The organism is Streptomyces sp. NPDC050485, assembly GCF_044458185.1.
In the GTDB taxonomy this organism is placed as follows: Bacteria; Actinomycetota; Actinomycetes; order Streptomycetales; family Streptomycetaceae; genus Streptomyces.
Map to the genome: position 1 here is coordinate 491206 of NZ_JBITHR010000003.1, position 15343 is coordinate 506548.

Below are 15343 nucleotides of genomic sequence, written 5' to 3' on the forward strand. Positions count from 1 at the left end.
GGGTTGTCGGCCGTACAGGCCTCGGCCGTACGGGCCTCGGCCGTACGGGGTTCTCGGCGGACGCCGCTGTTTGCAGTGCGTACAGGGGTGGCGGCCGCCCGGCGTCCGGCGGGGTCGAAGGGGCGCCGGGCGGCCGGATCCAGGGCCGGGGTCAGCTGCGCCAGGTGTCGTTCAGCGCGGCCTCGCCGGTGGCCGGGACGGTGGCGGTGCGGTTGGCGCCGCTCTCCCAGGTGACACCGCCGACGGCGTCCTTGCGGAGGTACTTGTACTCGAAGGAGGTGCCGGCGGGCAGGGCGACGTCGAGCTTCCACACCGGGTAGCTCGCGGGGTCGAGCTTCAGGGCGCTGCCCGTGTCCCAGTTGCCGAGGGCGGACTGGTTGCCGGTGACGTAGACGTTCTGGCCGACGACGGTGGTGGCGTTGACGGCGAACAAGGCACCGGAGCCCGAACTGGTCTGACACATACGGGCGTTGACCTGGAGAGCGAGGGCGGTGTTGGCGCCGAGGGTGGCGGTGAACCGACCGGAGGAGTCGACCGTGACTCCCCTCCCGCTCTGCACGTCGCAGTAGTCACCGGCGGGCAGCGAGGTCTGGAAGGTGCGGGTCAGCGCGGCGGACTCGTGGTTGATGGCGACGTACGCCTTGGCGCCGCGGCCGAAGGCGATCTGGTTGCCGCCGTTGTCCCACCAGTCGGTGACGGACTGGCCCTTCGCGGTGTTGTGGAAGCCGACCATGCTCTGGATCTCGGGCCACCTGTGCTGGCACTTCCAGCCGTCCGCGTAACAGGCGTTGACGGCACCACCGTTGGGCGGGCCCGCGTCGTTGTCGGAGAACTCGTACCCGGAGTGCACATCGGGCGAGCCGTAGGGCCAGGCCAGCATGAAGACGTTGGCGAGGGTGTAGTTGGCCCCGTCCTTGTAGCTGAGGGTGGAGCCGTTGCGCTCGGTGTCCCAGTTGTCCACGAACACCCCGGCCTGGGCGCTGGGCAGATAGCCCCAGGCCTCGCCGAAGTTCTTCAGCTCGGCGAGCTTCTCGCCGGTGAAGACCCGCTTGAGGTCGCGCCCGTACCGGAACTCCTGGACGTCGCCGTTCGGCAGGTACTCGGTGGGCTGGACCGCCTCGCCCGCGCCGTAGATGACTTCTTGCTTGAAGTAGACGGAGGGGTTGGCGAGTTGGGCCTTGATGGCGGCTATGTCCTCGGTGGCGATGTGCTTGGCGGCGTCGATGCGCAGCCCGTCGACGCCGAGCGAGAGCAGGTCGTTGAGGTACTGGGCGAGCCTGCTGCGGACGTACGGCTTGTTGGTGTCGAGGTCGGCGAGCCCGACCAGCTCGCAGTGCTGCACGTTCCAGCGGTCGGCGTAGTTGTTGATCGTGGTGGTGCAGTCGTCCATGTCCTGGGACTGCCAGATGCCGGGGTAGTTGTACTTGGTGTAGGGGGAGCCGCCGGTGCCGGTGCCGGAACCGGCCGTCATGTGGTTGATGACGGCATCGGCGACGACCTTCACACCGGCCGCGTGACAGGTGTCGATCATGTTCTTGAAGGAGGTGCGGTCGCCGAGCCGTCCGGCGATCTTGTAGCTGACGGGCTGGTACGAGGTCCACCACTGGGGGCCCTGGATGTGCTCGGTGGCGGGCGACACCTCGACGTAGCCGTAACCGGCCGGACCCAGGGTGTCCGTGCACTCCTTGGCGACCGAGTCGTACTTCCACTCGAAGAGTTCGGCGGTGACGTCCCGGTCACCGGGGGCGGACGCGACGGCGGTGGGGGCGCCGGGGGCCGCGAGGACGGCCGCGGCGGCGGCCGTCACGAAGACGAGCGCGGCCGCGCTTCTGCGGCTTCTCGACGGTGGCTTCACAAGGGGCTTCATGGGGGGCGGTTCCTCCTGCGGCTCGGGGAGGTGTTCCAGCGATTCAGCGGGGATTGAATCTTCTTGCTGCAAGACTGAAAGCACTTCTGAGCAGGTGACCGTAGGAGGGGGTGGGGCTCTGGTCAACGGTTTGGGCAGAATCCGGAGCGTGAGATTGCTCTGTTGCAAGGAGTTGCGGCCACGCCCGGGCACAACTCCTCGCGACTGCGCCCGGGCCCTCAGGCAGGGGCGTAGCCGCGGGCGCGGACGAGTTCGCGGGTGAGCCGGGTGAACTCCCGTGCCGCGGCGCTCCGGTACGCGCTCTCGCGGCGCAGCAGCACGACCGTGCGGGCGGGCAGCGGCGGCGCCAGCTCGACGGGGGCCAGGTGGGGGTGGTCGTGCGTGATGGCGTCGGGCAGGACGGTGGCGAGGGGGGTGCGCCGGACGATCTCGGTCAGCGCCTGGATGGAGTTGGCCTCGACGGCGATGCGCGGGGTGACGCGGTGCCGCCCCAGGTACTCGTCGATGTGCCCGCGCGTGGCGAAGTCGCCACTGAGCAGGGCGAGTTGACGATCGGCCAGCTCGCGGACGGGCAGCGTCCCGGTGTCCGCGCCCGAGGCGCCGACCACGAGGCCGAGGGTCTCGGTGAACAGGGCGGTGGCCTCGATGCCGGGCAGGTGCGGGCCGTGGAAGGCGATGCCGAGGTCGAGTTCGTCGGCGAGCAGCGCCGCTTCGATGCGGTCCTGCGCCAACTCCCGTACGTCCAGAGTGATTTTGGGGTGTCGGGCGTGCAGCTCCGCGACGAGGGGGCCGACGAGGTACGCGGTGAAGGTCGGGGTCACCGCGAGGCGCAGGCTGCCGCGGGAGAGGTCGGCGACGTCCAGGACGGCGCGCTCGGCGGCGGCCAGGTCCCGCAGGGCGCGCCGCGCGTAGTGCGCATAGGTCTCGCCCGCGTCCGTGAGCCGTACCGAACGCCCGGTGCGGTCGAGGAGCTGGACCCCCACGGTGCGCTCCAGCTGCTTGATCTGCTGGGAGAGCGTGGGCTGGGAGACGCGCAGCTCTTCGGCGGCGCGGGTGAAGCTGCCCTGCTCGGCGACGGCGAGCAGGTAACGCAGATGACGCAGTTCCGGAGCCATGGAACCAACCATAGACGAGCCATAGATGAAACCAATAACAGTCATCGGAATTGCGACTTGGACTCTATAGCTCCAGCTCATGCATGGTGGATCTCGTCAGCTCGTCAGCCCCTCGGGGCCCGACGGCCACCGAAGGGAGAGACCATGTACGACCTCGCCGAGGGCGTCGCGCGTTTCCAGCACGGCGTCTTCCCCGCCAAGGCGGACCTCTTCGCCCATCTCGCCGCCACCCACGATCCGACGACGCTGTTCATCAGCTGTTCCGACGCCCGGGTGGTGCCGGAGCTGATCACCCAGAGCGAGCCGGGCGAGCTGTTCGTCATCCGCACCGCCGGGAACCTGGTGCCCGCGCACACCCCCGTGCCGGACGGCGTCGCCGCCAGCATCGAGTACGCCGTCGCCGTCCTCGGCGTCCGCGACATCGTCGTCTGCGGGCACTCCGCCTGCGGCGCGATGACGGCACTGGCCGAGCACCACGACCTCGGCGGCCTGCCCGCGATCGCCGGCTGGCTGCGGCACGCGGATGCCGCACCGGCCCGAGCGGGCGCCGGGGAAGTCGGGGCACTGGTGCGCGGCAATGTGCTCGCCCAGCTCGCGAACCTGGCGACCCACCCGTCGGTGGCCCGCGCCCTGGCCGAGGACCGGCTCGCGCTGCACGGCTGGGTCTACGACATCCCCACCGGCACGGTAGAAGAACTCACCACCCGGGGTCACCGGTCAGCCGCCTGACCCTCTCAACTCGCCTCACCTACCTAGGAGTTACGTCATGATCCACGCCCAGTTCGACACCACCGCCCGCCAGGCCCTCGCCGCGACCGCCGTCGAGGCGAAGGTTCGGGGGGACCTGTCCTGGCAGCAGATCGCCGACGCGGCGGGCCTTTCGGTCGCCTTCGTCACCGCGGCCGTGCTCGGCCAGCACCCGCTGCCCGCCGAATCCGCGCGGGCCGTCGCCGCCCTGCTCGGCCTGGACGACGACGCGGCGCTGCTGCTCCAGACCATCCCGAGCCGCGGCTCGATCCCGGGCGGCATCCCCACCGACCCGACGATCTACCGCTTCTACGAGATGCTCCAGGTGTACGGCACGACGCTGAAGGCGCTGGTGCACGAGGAGTTCGGGGACGGCATCATCAGCGCGATCAATTTCAAGCTGGACGTGAAGAAGGTCGCGGACCCCGAGGGCGGCGAGCGGGCCGTCATCACCCTGGACGGCAAGTACCTCCCGACGAAGCCGTTCTGACCCAAGCGGGACGCGGGGTTCCCGGGGGCTCCGTCCGCACTGTCGTCAGCGCCCCGGCCGAGCCGAGGCGCCCGGTTGTGCGAAGGCGAGTCCCCGGAAGTGTTGCGGATGTCCGTCAGGGGCTGGCGGTCGCGTTCGGCAAGAGCTGAGCGTCACGCCGGCGGCCGGGTGAGTTTGGCGGCCACGGCGTCGAGGACCCAGTCCAGGCCGGTCGCGAAGGATGTCTCGGTGTCCACGTCCGTGCCGTCGTACACGGCCTTGGTCAGCGCCGGGAAGCGGCCCGTGGCCAACATTCTCGTCACATGCGGGCCGGAGGCGCGCTGCCAGTCGCGCTTGGACAGGCCCGTGGCGCGCTCGGCCCGCAGGTTCGCGATCTCGCGCCTGATCGCGCCAGTGAAGTAGGCGCTGACAGTCTCCACGGCGCGCATGACGGTGTCGATGTCGGCGAGCCCGTCGAGGGCGGCCAGCGTGGCCTCGGTCACGGCGAGGCCGTTCGGGCCCAGGGTCGGGCGGCCGCCGAGCAGGTCGGCCAGCCATTCGTGACGGAGAGCGGCCTGCCTGGTGCGGTGGGCGAGGATGCGCAGCGCCTCCCGCCAGTCACCGGGCTGCTCCGTGGGGAGAATCTCGGCTTGGACCTCGTCCACCATGAGGTCGAAAAGCTCCTCCTTGGTGGAGATGTATCCGTACAGCCGCATCGGGCCGGCGTTCAGCCGGGCGGCGACCTTGCGCAATGACACCGCCTCCAGCCCGCCCTCGTCGGCCAGCGCGATGGCGGCGGCGACGATCTGCTCCCGGTCGAGCGGCACGGGGCGAGTCGGCGGCTCCGGCCGGTCCCACACAGTCATGGTCACACCGTTCTGTTGCGTTGCATCGCACTGGGGAAATACAGTGTATCGACATGAGACATCGTATCGCCGTGGTCGGGAGCGGCCCTGCCGGCCTTACCTTCGCCCGTGTCCTGCACCGCCATGGCTACCCCGTCGCCGTCCTGGAACGCGATCCCGCCCCCGACGCCCGCACCCCGGGCGGCACGCTGGACCTGCACGAAGGGCTGGGCCAGCTCGCGCTGGACAAGGCGGGGCTGCTGTCGGAGTTCCAGGCGCTGTCCCGTCCCGAGGGGCAGGCCATGCGCATCCTGGACACGGACGGGACCGTGCTTCGCGACTGGCGACCCCGTCCAGATGACCGGGCCAATCCCGAGATCGACCGCGGGCAACTCCGTGACCTGCTGCTCGGCCCTCTCGACGTTCAGTGGGGGCGGGGCGTGACGGAGGTGGTGCCGGGAACCCGGGATGGCGTGCTGGTCCATTTCGCGGACGGGCGACAGGAGACGTTCGACCTCGTGGTCGGCGCGGACGGCGCCTGGTCCCGGATCCGCCCGGCAGTCTCGATGGTGACGCCGCACTACACCGGCGTCACCTCGGTCGAGACCTCCCTCGACGACGTCGACACCCGCCACCCCGGCCTCGCCCGGCTGATCGGCGACGGTTCCGTGGCTGCGTACGGCGTGAACCGCTCCCTCGTCGCCCAGCGCAACAGCGGCGGCCACGTCAAGGTGTACGCCAAGTTCCGCGCGCCGCTGGACTGGCACACGAAGCTGGACCTGGCCGACGGCGAGGCCGTGCGATCGCGCCTGCTGGCCCTGTTCGACGGCTGGGCCGCTCCCGTCCTCGACCTCCTCCGCCACGGCACCGCTTTCGTCCACCGCCCCTTCTACGTCCTGCCCGTGTCCCACACCTGGGCCCACGTCCCCGGGGTGACGCTCCTGGGCGACGCCGCCCATCTGATGCCCCCATTGGGGGCGGGCGCGAACCTCGCGATGCTGGAAGGCGCCGAACTCGCCGAGTCCATCGCCACCGGCCCTGGAGATCTGGACGAGGCCGTCCGCGCCTTCGAGGAACAGATGTGGGCACGGGCCGGCAGGTGGGCGAAGATCACGACGACCGGTCTGGAACGCCTCGTGAGCCCGGACCCCGCCGAAGCCCTCGCCCTCTTCGACCAAGTCCAGCCATCCTGACTGCCAAGCACGAGAGCACCAGCACCAGCAGCTCGCCACGGCTTCACGGGACAGACAGTTGTTGGTCTTGCGGACGATGTCGCGGCGCCGGTCCTCCGACAGGACAGGAGGCGGGCTGAGACATGCGAACTGTTCCTGATCGGCTCCTCAGTTCACTCCCGCTCCCGCTGCAGCTTCTCGGGCCCCCGCACCCCCGCCGTGGACCCCCGTACCACCAGCTCCGGCTGGAAGATGAACTCCGTCTGCTGGACCGGGGTGCCGGAGAATTCTTCGAGGAGGGCCGACACCGCGGCCGTGGCCATCGCCTGGACCGGCTGGCGGACCGTGGTCAGGGGCGGGTCGGTGAAGGCGATGAGCTGGGAGTCGTCGAAGCCCACCACCGACACGTCGCCCGGCACGTCCAGGCCGCGCTCGCGGGCCGCGCGCACCACGCCGAGCGCCATCATGTCGCTGCCGCAGACGATCCCCGTGCAGCCCTGGTCGAGCAGGGTGCCGGCCGCCACTTGGCCGCCCTCCACGCTGAACAGGGTGTGCCGGACGTACGCCGCGGACTCCTCCCCGCGCAGCCCCAGCCGCTCCCCCAGCGCCGCCGCGAACCCCTCCGTCTTGCGGCGGGAGGGGACGTACCGCAGCGGTCCGACCGCGAGCCCGATGCGGATGTGCCCGAGGTCGGCCAGGTGCCCCACCGCCATCCGCATCGCCGCGTGGTCGTCCGGCGAGACGAAGGGCGCGCGGATGGCCTCTCTGTAGCCGTTGACCAGGACGTAGGGAATGCCGCGTTCGGCGAGCGCCAGGTAGCGGGCCGGGTCGGTGGAGGTGTCCGCGTGCAGCCCGGACAGGAAGACGATGCCGTTGACGCCGCGCTCTTCCAACTGCTCGACCAGCTCGTCCTCCGTTGCCCCGCCCGGCAGTTGGGTGCACAGCACCGGCGTGTAGCCGTGGCCCGCGAGGACCTGCTCCACCGCCTGCGCGAACGCGGGGAAGATCGGGTTGGTCAGCTCCGGGGTGACCAGGCCGATCAGCCCCGCGCTGCGCCGGCGCAGCCGCGTCGGGCGTTCCCAGCCCAGCACGTCCAGGGCCGCGAGCACCCGCTGCCGGGTGGGGTCGGCGACCCCGGGTTTCCCGTTGAGCACGCGGCTGACGGTGGCCTCGCTGACGGCGGCCTGGGCCGCGATGTCGGCGAGGCGCGGCCCGGCCGGCTGCCCGGCATGGCTCACACCGTCCACCACACGGCCGTGTCGGAGGGGAGGTTGAACTCCCTGTCTTCAACAGTGACTTGAGTGCTCGCCAGGACGACCCGGCCCGGCACCGGCAGCCGTACCGGCTCACCCGTCAGGTTCACCGTGCACACGAAGTCCTCGCGGGCGAAGGCCAGCACGCCGTCCGGCGCGTCCAGCCAGCGCACCTCCTCGCCGGCGCCGAGGCCCGGGTGGGCGCGGCGGGCCGCGATGGCCCGCCGGTACAGCTCAAGGGTGGAGTCCGGGTCGCCGGTCTGCGCCTCGACGCTCAGCGCGCCCCAGGAGTCCGGCTGCGGAAGCCAGCTGCCGCCGCTGCCGAAGCCGTACGAGGTGCCCTCGACGGTCCACGGGATCGGGACCCGGCAGCCGTCGCGGAAGCCGTCCTGGCCCGCGGCGCGGAAGAACGAGGGGTCCTGGCGGACCTCGTCGGGCAGGTCGGTGACATCGGGGAGGCCGAGCTCCTCGCCCTGGTAGACGTAGGCCGAACCCGGCAGCGCGAGCATGAGCAGGGTGGCTGCCCTCGCCCGGCGCAGGCCGAGTTCCCGGTCGCCCGGGGTGCGCAGCTGGGTGCCCAGGCCCTGCGGGTTGGCGAACCGGGTGGCGTGCCGGGTGACATCGTGGTTGGAGAGCACCCAGGTGGCGGGGGCGCCGACCGGCCGCATCGCGGCGAGCGATACGTCGATGACCTCGCGCAGCGCGGCGGCCTCCCAAGGGGCGCCCAGGTACTGGAAGTTGAAGGCCTGGTGCAGCTCGTCGGGGCGTACGTAGTGCGCGGTCCGCTCGACCGTGGGGGTCCACGCCTCGGCGACGGCGATGCGCTCGCCGTCGTACTCGTCCAGGATGGTCCGCCAGGACCGGTAGATCGCGTGCACGCCCTCCTGGTCGAAGAACGGCATGACGTCGTTGCCGAGCAGCTTGAGCTGGTCGGCGCCGCCGATGTCGGGCAGGCCCGGTGCCTTGACGAGCCCGTGGGCCACGTCGATGCGGAATCCGTCGACGCCCATGTCGAGCCAGAACCGCAGGATGGAGCGGAACTCGTCGGCGACCGCCGGGTGTTCCCAGTTGAGGTCGGGCTGCTCGGGGGCGAAGAGGTGGAGGTACCACTCGCCGTCCGCCGTCCGCGTCCAGGCGGGGCCGCCGAAGATGGACTCCCAGTCGTTGGGCGGGAGTTGGCCGTTGTCGCCCTTGCCGGGGCGGAAGTGGTAGCGGGCCCGCAGCGGGGATCCCGGCCCCTCCGCGAGGGCGCGCTTGAACCACTCGTGCTGGTCGGAGGAGTGGTTCGGTACGAGGTCCACGATGATGCGCAGGCCCAGTTCGTGGGCGTCGCGGATCAGCGCGTCGGCGTCGAGCAGGGTGCCGAACATCGGGTCGATGGCCCGGTAGTCGGCCACGTCGTACCCGGCGTCGGCCTGCGGGGAGGCGTAGAAGGGCGAGAGCCAGACGGCGTCGATCCCGAGGTCGCGCAGATGCGGCAGCCGGCTGCGCACGCCTTCGAGGTCGCCCATGCCGTCGCCGTTCCCGTCGGCGAAGCTGCGCGGATAGACCTGGTAGATCACGGCGTCCCGCCACCACTGCGTGCCGGTCTTCCCGGTGAGGCGGTCGGGGGCGGTGAAGTGCTGGGTCATGTCGTCCTTAGAAGGGGGGTCCGGGGGTGGTCAACCCCCGGAAACCGGTGGGATGGGCGGCCGGGGCGGGCCCCGGCTCAGCCCTTGGTGGCGCCTGCGGTCATGCCGGTGACCAGGTGCTTCTGCACCAGGTAGAACACGGCGGAGACCGGGATCGCGATGAGTACGGCGGTGGCGGCCATGTAGTTCCACTGGGCGTCGTGCTGGCTGACGAAGCTCGCGAGGCCCACGGCGAGGGTGTACTTGCCGTCGTCCAGCATGAAGGTGGAGGCGAACGCCACCTCGCCCCACGCGGTGAGGCAGGTGTAGAAGGCGGCCACCGCGAGGCCCGGCCGCGCCAGCGGCAGGATCAGCCGGAAGAAGGTGCCGAAGGGGGTGAGCCCGTCGACCCGGCCCGCCTCGTCGATCTCGATGGGGATGGAGTCGAAGTACCCCTTGAGCATCCAGGCGCAGTACGGCACGGCGGTGGTGCAGTACACCAGGATCAGTCCGCCGTAGGTGTCGATGAGGCCGAGGTCGCCGAGGATCTGGTACATCGGCACGATCAGCACGGCGATCGGGAACATCTGGGTGACGAGCAGCACCCACATCAGCTTCTTGTAGCCGGGAAAGCGCATCCGGGAGACCGCGTAGCCGGTGGTGGCGGCGAACATCACGCCGATGACGCAGGTCGCGAACGCGATCAGGGCGGTGTTGCCGAGCCAGCTGAAGAAGTGGGTGTGCTGGGTGACGAACGCGTAGTTGGAGAAGGTGAGTTTGGACCAGATGCGGCCCGGGTGCAGATAGTCGTCCTTGTCCGGACCGAGGGAGACGAAGAACAGCCAGCCGACCGGGAAGAGCGCGACGAGGCTGGCGAGGCTCAGCGCCAGGTGCGACAGGACGGCGGTGCGGCGCCGGCCCTGGTCGCGGGAGACGGCCTTGGGGGTCATGGGGGCATCAGACCTGTTCATTGCGGGCCAGCCAGCGTCGGTAGAAGGAGGTGAAGACGATCAGGATGGAGAGCAGCAGCACGCCGTAGGTGGCGGACTGGGCGAAGTCGCGGGGCTGCTGGCCGAAGCCGAGCCGGTAGGCCCAGGTGACGAGGATCTGGGCATCGGGGGCGCCGCCGTTGCCGAACAGCAGGAAGATGATCACGAACTGGTTGAACGTCCAGATGATGCCGAGCAGCACGACGGTGGCGCTGACCGGGCGCAGCCCCGGCAGGGTGACGTGGCGGAAGCGCTGCCAGGCGCTCGCGCCGTCCATCTCGGCGGCCTCGTACAGATCGGCGGAGATCGACTGGAGTCCGCCGAGCAGCGACACCATCATGAACGGCACGCCGACCCAGGTGTTGACGACGATCGCGGCGAGCTGCTGGAAGTGCGGCTGCTCCAGCCACTGCGGCTGCGGCAGGTGGAGCGCGCCGAGTGCGGAGTTCACGATGCCGGAGTCGCTGAGCATCAGGCGCCAGGAGAAGACGGTGACGAAGCTGGGCACCGCCCAGGGCAGGATCAGCATCATCCGGTAGAAGGTGCGGCCGCGCAGCTTCTGGTTGAGCAGCAGGGCGAGCGCGAGCCCGATGACGTAGTGCAGGGTCACACAGGCGGCGGTCCACACGATGGTCCAGACGAAGTGCGACCAGAACCGCTCCCAGGCGGTCGGCCCCCACAGGATGTCCGCGTAGTTGTGCAGCCCGACGAAGTCGTAGGTGGCGTCGATGTGGTTGGCGCCGATGGTGCGGGCCGAGTTGAGGCTGTTGGCGTCGGTGAGCGTGTAGTAGATGCCCTGGGCGAGCGGATAGAGCACCAGGACGCCGAGCACCACGACGATCGGGGCGATCATCGCGTACGCGTACCAGTGCTTCTGCCAGGACCGCCTGAGGCGTTCCAGCGGCCCTGGGCGCTCCTTGGACGCGCTCTTGGGGGCCGCGCCATCGACGGCAACGGTCATCTCGACACCTTTTCCGGGAAGTTCGACGGGCGCGCGGCCGGGCCGTCCTCGGGGGAGAACGGCCCGGCAGCGGGGCTCACTTGGTGAAGTCGGGGACCAGCTTGGCCATGTCCTGCGACAGGTTCTTCGCCCCGTCGGCCACGCTCTCGCCGTTCGCGATCTTCGGCAGCTCGGTGTCCATCGGGGTCCACAGCGAGCTGTACTCGGGCAGTTCGGGGCGCGGCTGGGCGGCGCTGAGGACGCCCTGGTAGCCGGCGATGCCCGGGTCGGCCTTGACCTGCGCGGTGAAGGCGTCCTCGCGGGTGGGCAGCGTGGAGTTCTTGAGCGCGATGGTCTCCTGGCTCTTGGCCGATGTCATGAAGCCCACGAACTTCAGCGCGGCGGCCGCGTGCGCCTTGTCGGAGCCGGCGTACACGGACAGGTTGTGGCCGCCGGTCGGGGCGCCCGCCTTGCCGGTGGAGCCGGCCGGGACGGTGGCGATGCCGAGGTTGGCCTTGTCCTTGAACGCGGAGCCCTTGTAGAAGTTGGTGATCTCCCACGGGCCCTGGATGATCGCGGCGACCTTGCCGTTCACGAAGGCGTCCTGGATGTGGGCGTACGCGTCGGCGGTGACGTCCGCCTTGTGCAGGCCCGGCCCGTCGAACAGGCCCTTCCAGGTCTCAAGTCCCTTGATCGCGGGGGCACTTGCGATGGTGACCTTCTTGCCCGCGGTGTCCACGGTGTCGGTGCCCTCGCCGTACAGGAACGGCTGCGCGTAGTACCCGGCGGTGGTGCCCCAGTAGCCGTCGACGCCGGCCTTCTCCTTGACGAGAGCGGCGTCCGCCTTCAGCTCGTCCCAGGTGGCGGGGGGCTTGGCGATGCCGGCCTTGGCGAAGAGGGACTTGTTGTAGACGAGGGCGAGGGTGTCGGTGACCAGCGGGGCGCCGTAGGTCTTGCCCTGGTACTGGGCCTGCTTGATCAGGTTGGGCCGGAACGTGGCCTGGTCGGCGAGGGCCACGGTGCCGTCGAGCGGCAGGAAGTAGCCCTTCTTCGCGAAGGCGGGGGTCCAGCCGACCTCGGCGCGCAGCACGTCCGGCGCGCCCTGGGCGCCGGCGGCGGTGTCGAACTTGTTCTGCGCCTGGTCGAAGGGGACGTTGACGTACTTCACCTTGATCGTCGGGTTCGCCTTCTCGAACTCCGTGACCAGCGCCTGGTACGTGGGGGCCTCGTTGGTGGCGTTCGAGGTGTCCCACCAGGTGATGGTGACGGGGCCGTCCGCCTTGCCGCCGCCACTGTCGCTGCCACCGCAGGCCGTCGCCGCGAGCGCCAGGGTCGCCGCGAGCGCGGTGGCCGCTATGCCACGTCGCATGTGAACTCCTTCACTGGGTGCCGCTCCATCACGGCGCCGGATCGCCAGGAACGTAACAAGGATGAAAGGAGTCCGAAAGAGCTTGCGAAGAATTTCTGCAAGGGTGGGTGATCGTTACATCAGCGTGTCCGCACGGTTGCCGTTGTGCGCCTTGTCAAAGCCGGTACGGCTGGTCCATGGGGACCCGCCGGGACCCTGCAAGACTTCCGCAAGTCCTTGCAAGCCTGTTACTTTCGGAGGCCATCGGCGTTGATCCCGTAGGCGCGATCGCACGGGTTGCAGGCTTTCGAGAGGGACCGCACATGACGCAGGAGCTGACGACGACCGCCCTCCCGCAGGGGCCCACCGGCCCGCGGACCGGCTGGTGGCGGGACGCCGTGATCTACCAGGTGTACGTGCGCTCCTTCGCGGACGGCGACGGCGACGGCATCGGCGACCTGCCCGGCATCCGGGCCCGGCTGCCGCACCTGAAGGACCTGGGCGCGGACGCGGTCTGGCTCACCCCCTTCTACGCCTCCCCGCAGGCCGACGGCGGCTACGACGTGGCCGACTACCGGACGGTGGACCCGCTCTTCGGCTCCCTGTCCGACGCGGACGACCTGGTGCGCGAGGCCCACCGGCTCGGACTGCGGGTCATCGTCGACATCGTCCCCAACCACACCTCCGACCAGCACGCCTGGTTCCGGGCCGCGCTGGCCGGCGGCCCCGAGCGCGAGCGCTACCACTTCCGTCCCGGCAAGGGCACCCGCGGCCAACTCCCGCCCAACGACTGGGAGTCGGTGTTCGGCGGCCCCGCCTGGACCCGGACCGCCGACGGCGACTGGTACCTGCACCTGTTCGCCCCCGAGCAGCCCGACCTCGACTGGGACCACCCCGAGGTGCGCGCCGAGTTCGAGTCCGTGCTCCGCTTCTGGCTGGACCTCGGCGTCGACGGGTTCCGCGTCGACGTCGCGCACGGCATGGTCAAGGCGGCGGGCCTGCCCGACATCGGCACCCGCGAACAGGCCAAGCTGATCGGCAGCCAGGTGCTCCCCTTCTTCGACCAGGACGGCGTGCACGAGATCCACCGCGCCTGGCGCGAGCTGCTCGACAGTTACGACGGCGAGCGCATCGCGGTGGCCGAGGCCTGGGCACCCTCGCCCGAGCGGCTCGCCCTGTACGTACGCCCCGACGAACTGCACCAGGCCTTCAACTTCCAGTTCCTGACGTGCCCTTGGGACGCCGAGGAGATGCGCGCCACCGTCGACGCCTCGCTCAATGCGGCCGGTGCGGTCGGCGCCCCCACCACCTGGGTGCTCTCCAACCACGACGTCGTACGCCATGTGACCCGCTACGGCGGCGGCGAGCAGGGCCTGCGCCGGGCCCGCGCCGCCACCCTGTTCATGCTGGCGCTGCCCGGCTCCGCCTACCTCTACCAGGGGGAGGAGCTCGGCCTGCCCGAGGTCACCGAACTGCCCGACGAGGTGCGCCAGGACCCGGCCTTCTACCGCGCCGCCGGGCAGGACGGCTTCCGCGACGGCTGCCGGGTGCCGATCCCGTGGACCACCGAAGGACCCTCGTACGGATTCGGCGGCGGTACGTCCTGGCTGCCGCAGCCCGGCTCCTGGCGCGGGCTCTCGGTCGCCGCCCAGTCGGGCGACCCGCACTCCACCCTGGAGCTCTACCGCGCGGCGCTCGCCCTGCGCCGCGAACTGCCGGGCCTCGGCGACGGCACGATGACCTGGCTCGCCGCACCGGACGGGGTGCTCGCCTTCACCCGCCCCGGGTTCGTCTGCACCCTCAACACCCTGGACCGAGAAGTCCGACTCCCCCTCCCTGGGCGGCCGTTGCTCACCAGCGCCGACGTCGAGTTCGGCGACACGAGCGCGCTGCTCCCGGCCGAATCCGCGGTCTGGTGGGCAATCTGACGTGCGACCGGTACAGTCCCATCCCGTGACCGCACGGCTCGCCGACATCGCAGCCCAGGCGGGGGTCAGCGAAGCCACAGTCAGCCGCGTGCTCAACGGCAAGCCCGGTGTGGCCGCCGGCACCCGCGAATCCGTGCTCGCCGCTCTCGACGTGCTCGGCTACGAACGGCCCGTACGGCTGCGCCGCCGCAGCGCGGGGCTGGTCGGCCTGATAACTCCGGAACTGGAGAACCCGATCTTCCCCGCCCTCGCGCAGGTCATCGGCCAGTCGCTGACCCGGCAGGGATACACCCCGGTGCTCGCCACCCAGACACCCGGCGGGTCCACCGAGGACGAGCTCACCGAGATGCTGGTGGACCGGGGCGTCTCCGGCATCATCTTCGTCTCCGGACTGCACGCCGACACCACCGCCGACATGGAGCGCTACGAGCAGCTGCGCGCCCAGGGCGTCCCCTACGTCCTGGTGGACGGTTTCTCGCCGAAGGTGCAGGCGCCCTTCATCTCCCCCGACGACCGGGCCGCGATGCGGCTCGCGGTCACCCACCTCGTGGCGCTCGGCCACACCAGGATCGGCCTGGCGGTCGGCCCCAAGCGGTTCGTGCCGGTGCTGCGCAAGATCGAGGGCTTCACCGCCGCCGTGCAGGACCGCCTGGGCCTGACGGCGACCGAGGCGGAGGCCCTGATCCAGCACTCGCTGTACACCCTGGAGGGCGGCCAGGCCGCGGCCGCCGCGCTGATCGCGCAGGGCTGCACCGCGGTGGTGTGCGCCAGCGACATGATGGCGCTCGGCGCGATCAGGGCCGCGCGCCAGGCGGGTCTCGACGTACCGCGTGATGTCTCTGTGGTGGGCTTCGACGACTCTCCGCTGATAGCGTTCACCGACCCGCCGCTGACCACCATCCGCAAGCCGGTGACCGCGATGGGTCAGGCGGCGGTCCGCGCCCTGCTCGAAGAGATCGGCGGCACCCCCGCCCCGCACAGCGAGTTCGTGTTCATGCCCGAGTTGGTCGTACGCGGTTCGACTTCCGGCGCGAAACCCCGAAGCCGACCCTGACGTACC

General features: G+C 70.5%; 13 protein-coding genes. 5 read left to right on the plus strand and 8 right to left on the minus strand.

Going from position 1 to position 15343, the window contains the following annotated elements:
• Positions 1-151: 151 nt before the first annotated feature.
• Together ACIBK6_RS08820 and cynR are read right to left on the minus strand one after the other, a co-directional pair.
• Positions 152-1867, minus strand: coding sequence for a carbohydrate-binding module family 20 domain-containing protein (locus ACIBK6_RS08820; protein WP_399050013.1), 1716 nt, complete (start codon positions 1865-1867; stop codon positions 152-154).
• Positions 1868-2085: 218 nt separating this feature from the next.
• Positions 2086-2982 (minus strand): transcriptional regulator CynR, encoded by an 897-nt coding sequence (gene cynR, locus ACIBK6_RS08825; protein ID WP_399050015.1) that lies wholly within the window; start codon positions 2980-2982, stop codon positions 2086-2088.
• A 144-nt stretch (positions 2983-3126) separates the two neighbouring features.
• On the opposite strand from cynR, the gene ACIBK6_RS08830 reads away from it, so the two are divergent.
• Positions 3127-3711, plus strand: a complete 585-nt coding sequence (locus ACIBK6_RS08830; protein WP_399050017.1) for a carbonic anhydrase — start codon at positions 3127-3129, stop codon at positions 3709-3711.
• A gap of 37 nt (positions 3712-3748) precedes the next feature.
• Positions 3749-4219 carry a cyanase gene (gene cynS, locus ACIBK6_RS08835; RefSeq protein WP_399050019.1) on the plus strand — a complete coding sequence of 157 codons (471 nt, stop codon included), beginning with the start codon at positions 3749-3751 and terminating at the stop codon, positions 4217-4219.
• Between the two features lie 152 nt (positions 4220-4371).
• Here cynS and ACIBK6_RS08840 read toward each other — a convergent pair whose 3' ends face one another.
• Complete coding sequence (locus ACIBK6_RS08840; protein WP_399050021.1) at positions 4372-5064, minus strand: TetR/AcrR family transcriptional regulator; 693 nt, start codon at positions 5062-5064, stop codon at positions 4372-4374.
• A gap of 53 nt (positions 5065-5117) precedes the next feature.
• On the opposite strand from ACIBK6_RS08840, the gene ACIBK6_RS08845 reads away from it, so the two are divergent.
• Complete coding sequence (locus ACIBK6_RS08845; protein WP_399050022.1) at positions 5118-6236, plus strand: FAD-dependent oxidoreductase; 1119 nt, start codon at positions 5118-5120, stop codon at positions 6234-6236.
• Between the two features lie 152 nt (positions 6237-6388).
• On the opposite strand, the gene ACIBK6_RS08850 is transcribed toward ACIBK6_RS08845, so the two are convergent.
• The 5 genes from ACIBK6_RS08850 to ACIBK6_RS08870 form a co-directional block, all read right to left on the minus strand.
• The gene (locus ACIBK6_RS08850; protein WP_399050024.1) at positions 6389-7465 is read right to left on the minus strand and encodes a LacI family DNA-binding transcriptional regulator; all 1077 of its coding nucleotides are present in this window, start codon (positions 7463-7465) and stop codon (positions 6389-6391) included.
• Positions 7450-9099, minus strand: coding sequence for a glycoside hydrolase family 13 protein (locus tag ACIBK6_RS08855; protein WP_399050025.1), 1650 nt, complete (start codon positions 9097-9099; stop codon positions 7450-7452). Before ACIBK6_RS08855 ends, ACIBK6_RS08850 begins: the two co-directional genes overlap by 16 nt.
• A gap of 77 nt (positions 9100-9176) precedes the next feature.
• Complete coding sequence (locus ACIBK6_RS08860) at positions 9177-10028, minus strand: sugar ABC transporter permease (protein ID WP_399050028.1); 852 nt, start codon at positions 10026-10028, stop codon at positions 9177-9179.
• A 7-nt stretch (positions 10029-10035) separates the two neighbouring features.
• Positions 10036-11028 carry a carbohydrate ABC transporter permease gene (locus ACIBK6_RS08865; protein ID WP_399050029.1) on the minus strand — a complete coding sequence of 331 codons (993 nt, stop codon included), beginning with the start codon at positions 11026-11028 and terminating at the stop codon, positions 10036-10038.
• A 76-nt stretch (positions 11029-11104) separates the two neighbouring features.
• On the minus strand, positions 11105-12376 hold the full coding sequence (locus ACIBK6_RS08870; protein ID WP_399050031.1) for an extracellular solute-binding protein: 1272 nt from the start codon (positions 12374-12376) through the stop codon (positions 11105-11107).
• A gap of 302 nt (positions 12377-12678) precedes the next feature.
• On the opposite strand from ACIBK6_RS08870, the gene ACIBK6_RS08875 reads away from it, so the two are divergent.
• Together ACIBK6_RS08875 and ACIBK6_RS08880 are read left to right on the plus strand one after the other, a co-directional pair.
• A complete protein-coding gene (locus tag ACIBK6_RS08875) occupies positions 12679-14283 on the plus strand; it encodes a glycoside hydrolase family 13 protein (RefSeq protein WP_399050033.1) in 1605 nt (534 codons plus the stop codon).
• A 25-nt stretch (positions 14284-14308) separates the two neighbouring features.
• Positions 14309-15337, plus strand: coding sequence for a LacI family DNA-binding transcriptional regulator (locus ACIBK6_RS08880; protein ID WP_399050035.1), 1029 nt, complete (start codon positions 14309-14311; stop codon positions 15335-15337).
• Positions 15338-15343: the final 6 nt, after the last annotated feature.

Coding starts and splice junctions, on each gene's coding strand:
- cynS (WP_399050019.1), top strand. CDS start 3,749: ATGATCCACGCCCAGTTCGACACCACCGCCCGCCAGGCCCTCGCCGCG.
- ACIBK6_RS08860 (WP_399050028.1), bottom strand. CDS start 10,028: ATGACCCCCAAGGCCGTCTCCCGCGACCAGGGCCGGCGCCGCACCGCC.
- ACIBK6_RS08875 (WP_399050033.1), top strand. CDS start 12,679: ATGACGCAGGAGCTGACGACGACCGCCCTCCCGCAGGGGCCCACCGGC.
- ACIBK6_RS08865 (WP_399050029.1), bottom strand. CDS start 11,028: ATGACCGTTGCCGTCGATGGCGCGGCCCCCAAGAGCGCGTCCAAGGAG.
- ACIBK6_RS08830 (WP_399050017.1), top strand. CDS start 3,127: ATGTACGACCTCGCCGAGGGCGTCGCGCGTTTCCAGCACGGCGTCTTC.
- cynR (WP_399050015.1), bottom strand. CDS start 2,982: ATGGCTCCGGAACTGCGTCATCTGCGTTACCTGCTCGCCGTCGCCGAG.
- ACIBK6_RS08870 (WP_399050031.1), bottom strand. CDS start 12,376: ATGCGACGTGGCATAGCGGCCACCGCGCTCGCGGCGACCCTGGCGCTC.
- ACIBK6_RS08820 (WP_399050013.1), bottom strand. CDS start 1,867: ATGAAGCCCCTTGTGAAGCCACCGTCGAGAAGCCGCAGAAGCGCGGCC.
- ACIBK6_RS08855 (WP_399050025.1), bottom strand. CDS start 9,099: ATGACCCAGCACTTCACCGCCCCCGACCGCCTCACCGGGAAGACCGGC.
- ACIBK6_RS08845 (WP_399050022.1), top strand. CDS start 5,118: ATGAGACATCGTATCGCCGTGGTCGGGAGCGGCCCTGCCGGCCTTACC.
- ACIBK6_RS08840 (WP_399050021.1), bottom strand. CDS start 5,064: ATGACTGTGTGGGACCGGCCGGAGCCGCCGACTCGCCCCGTGCCGCTC.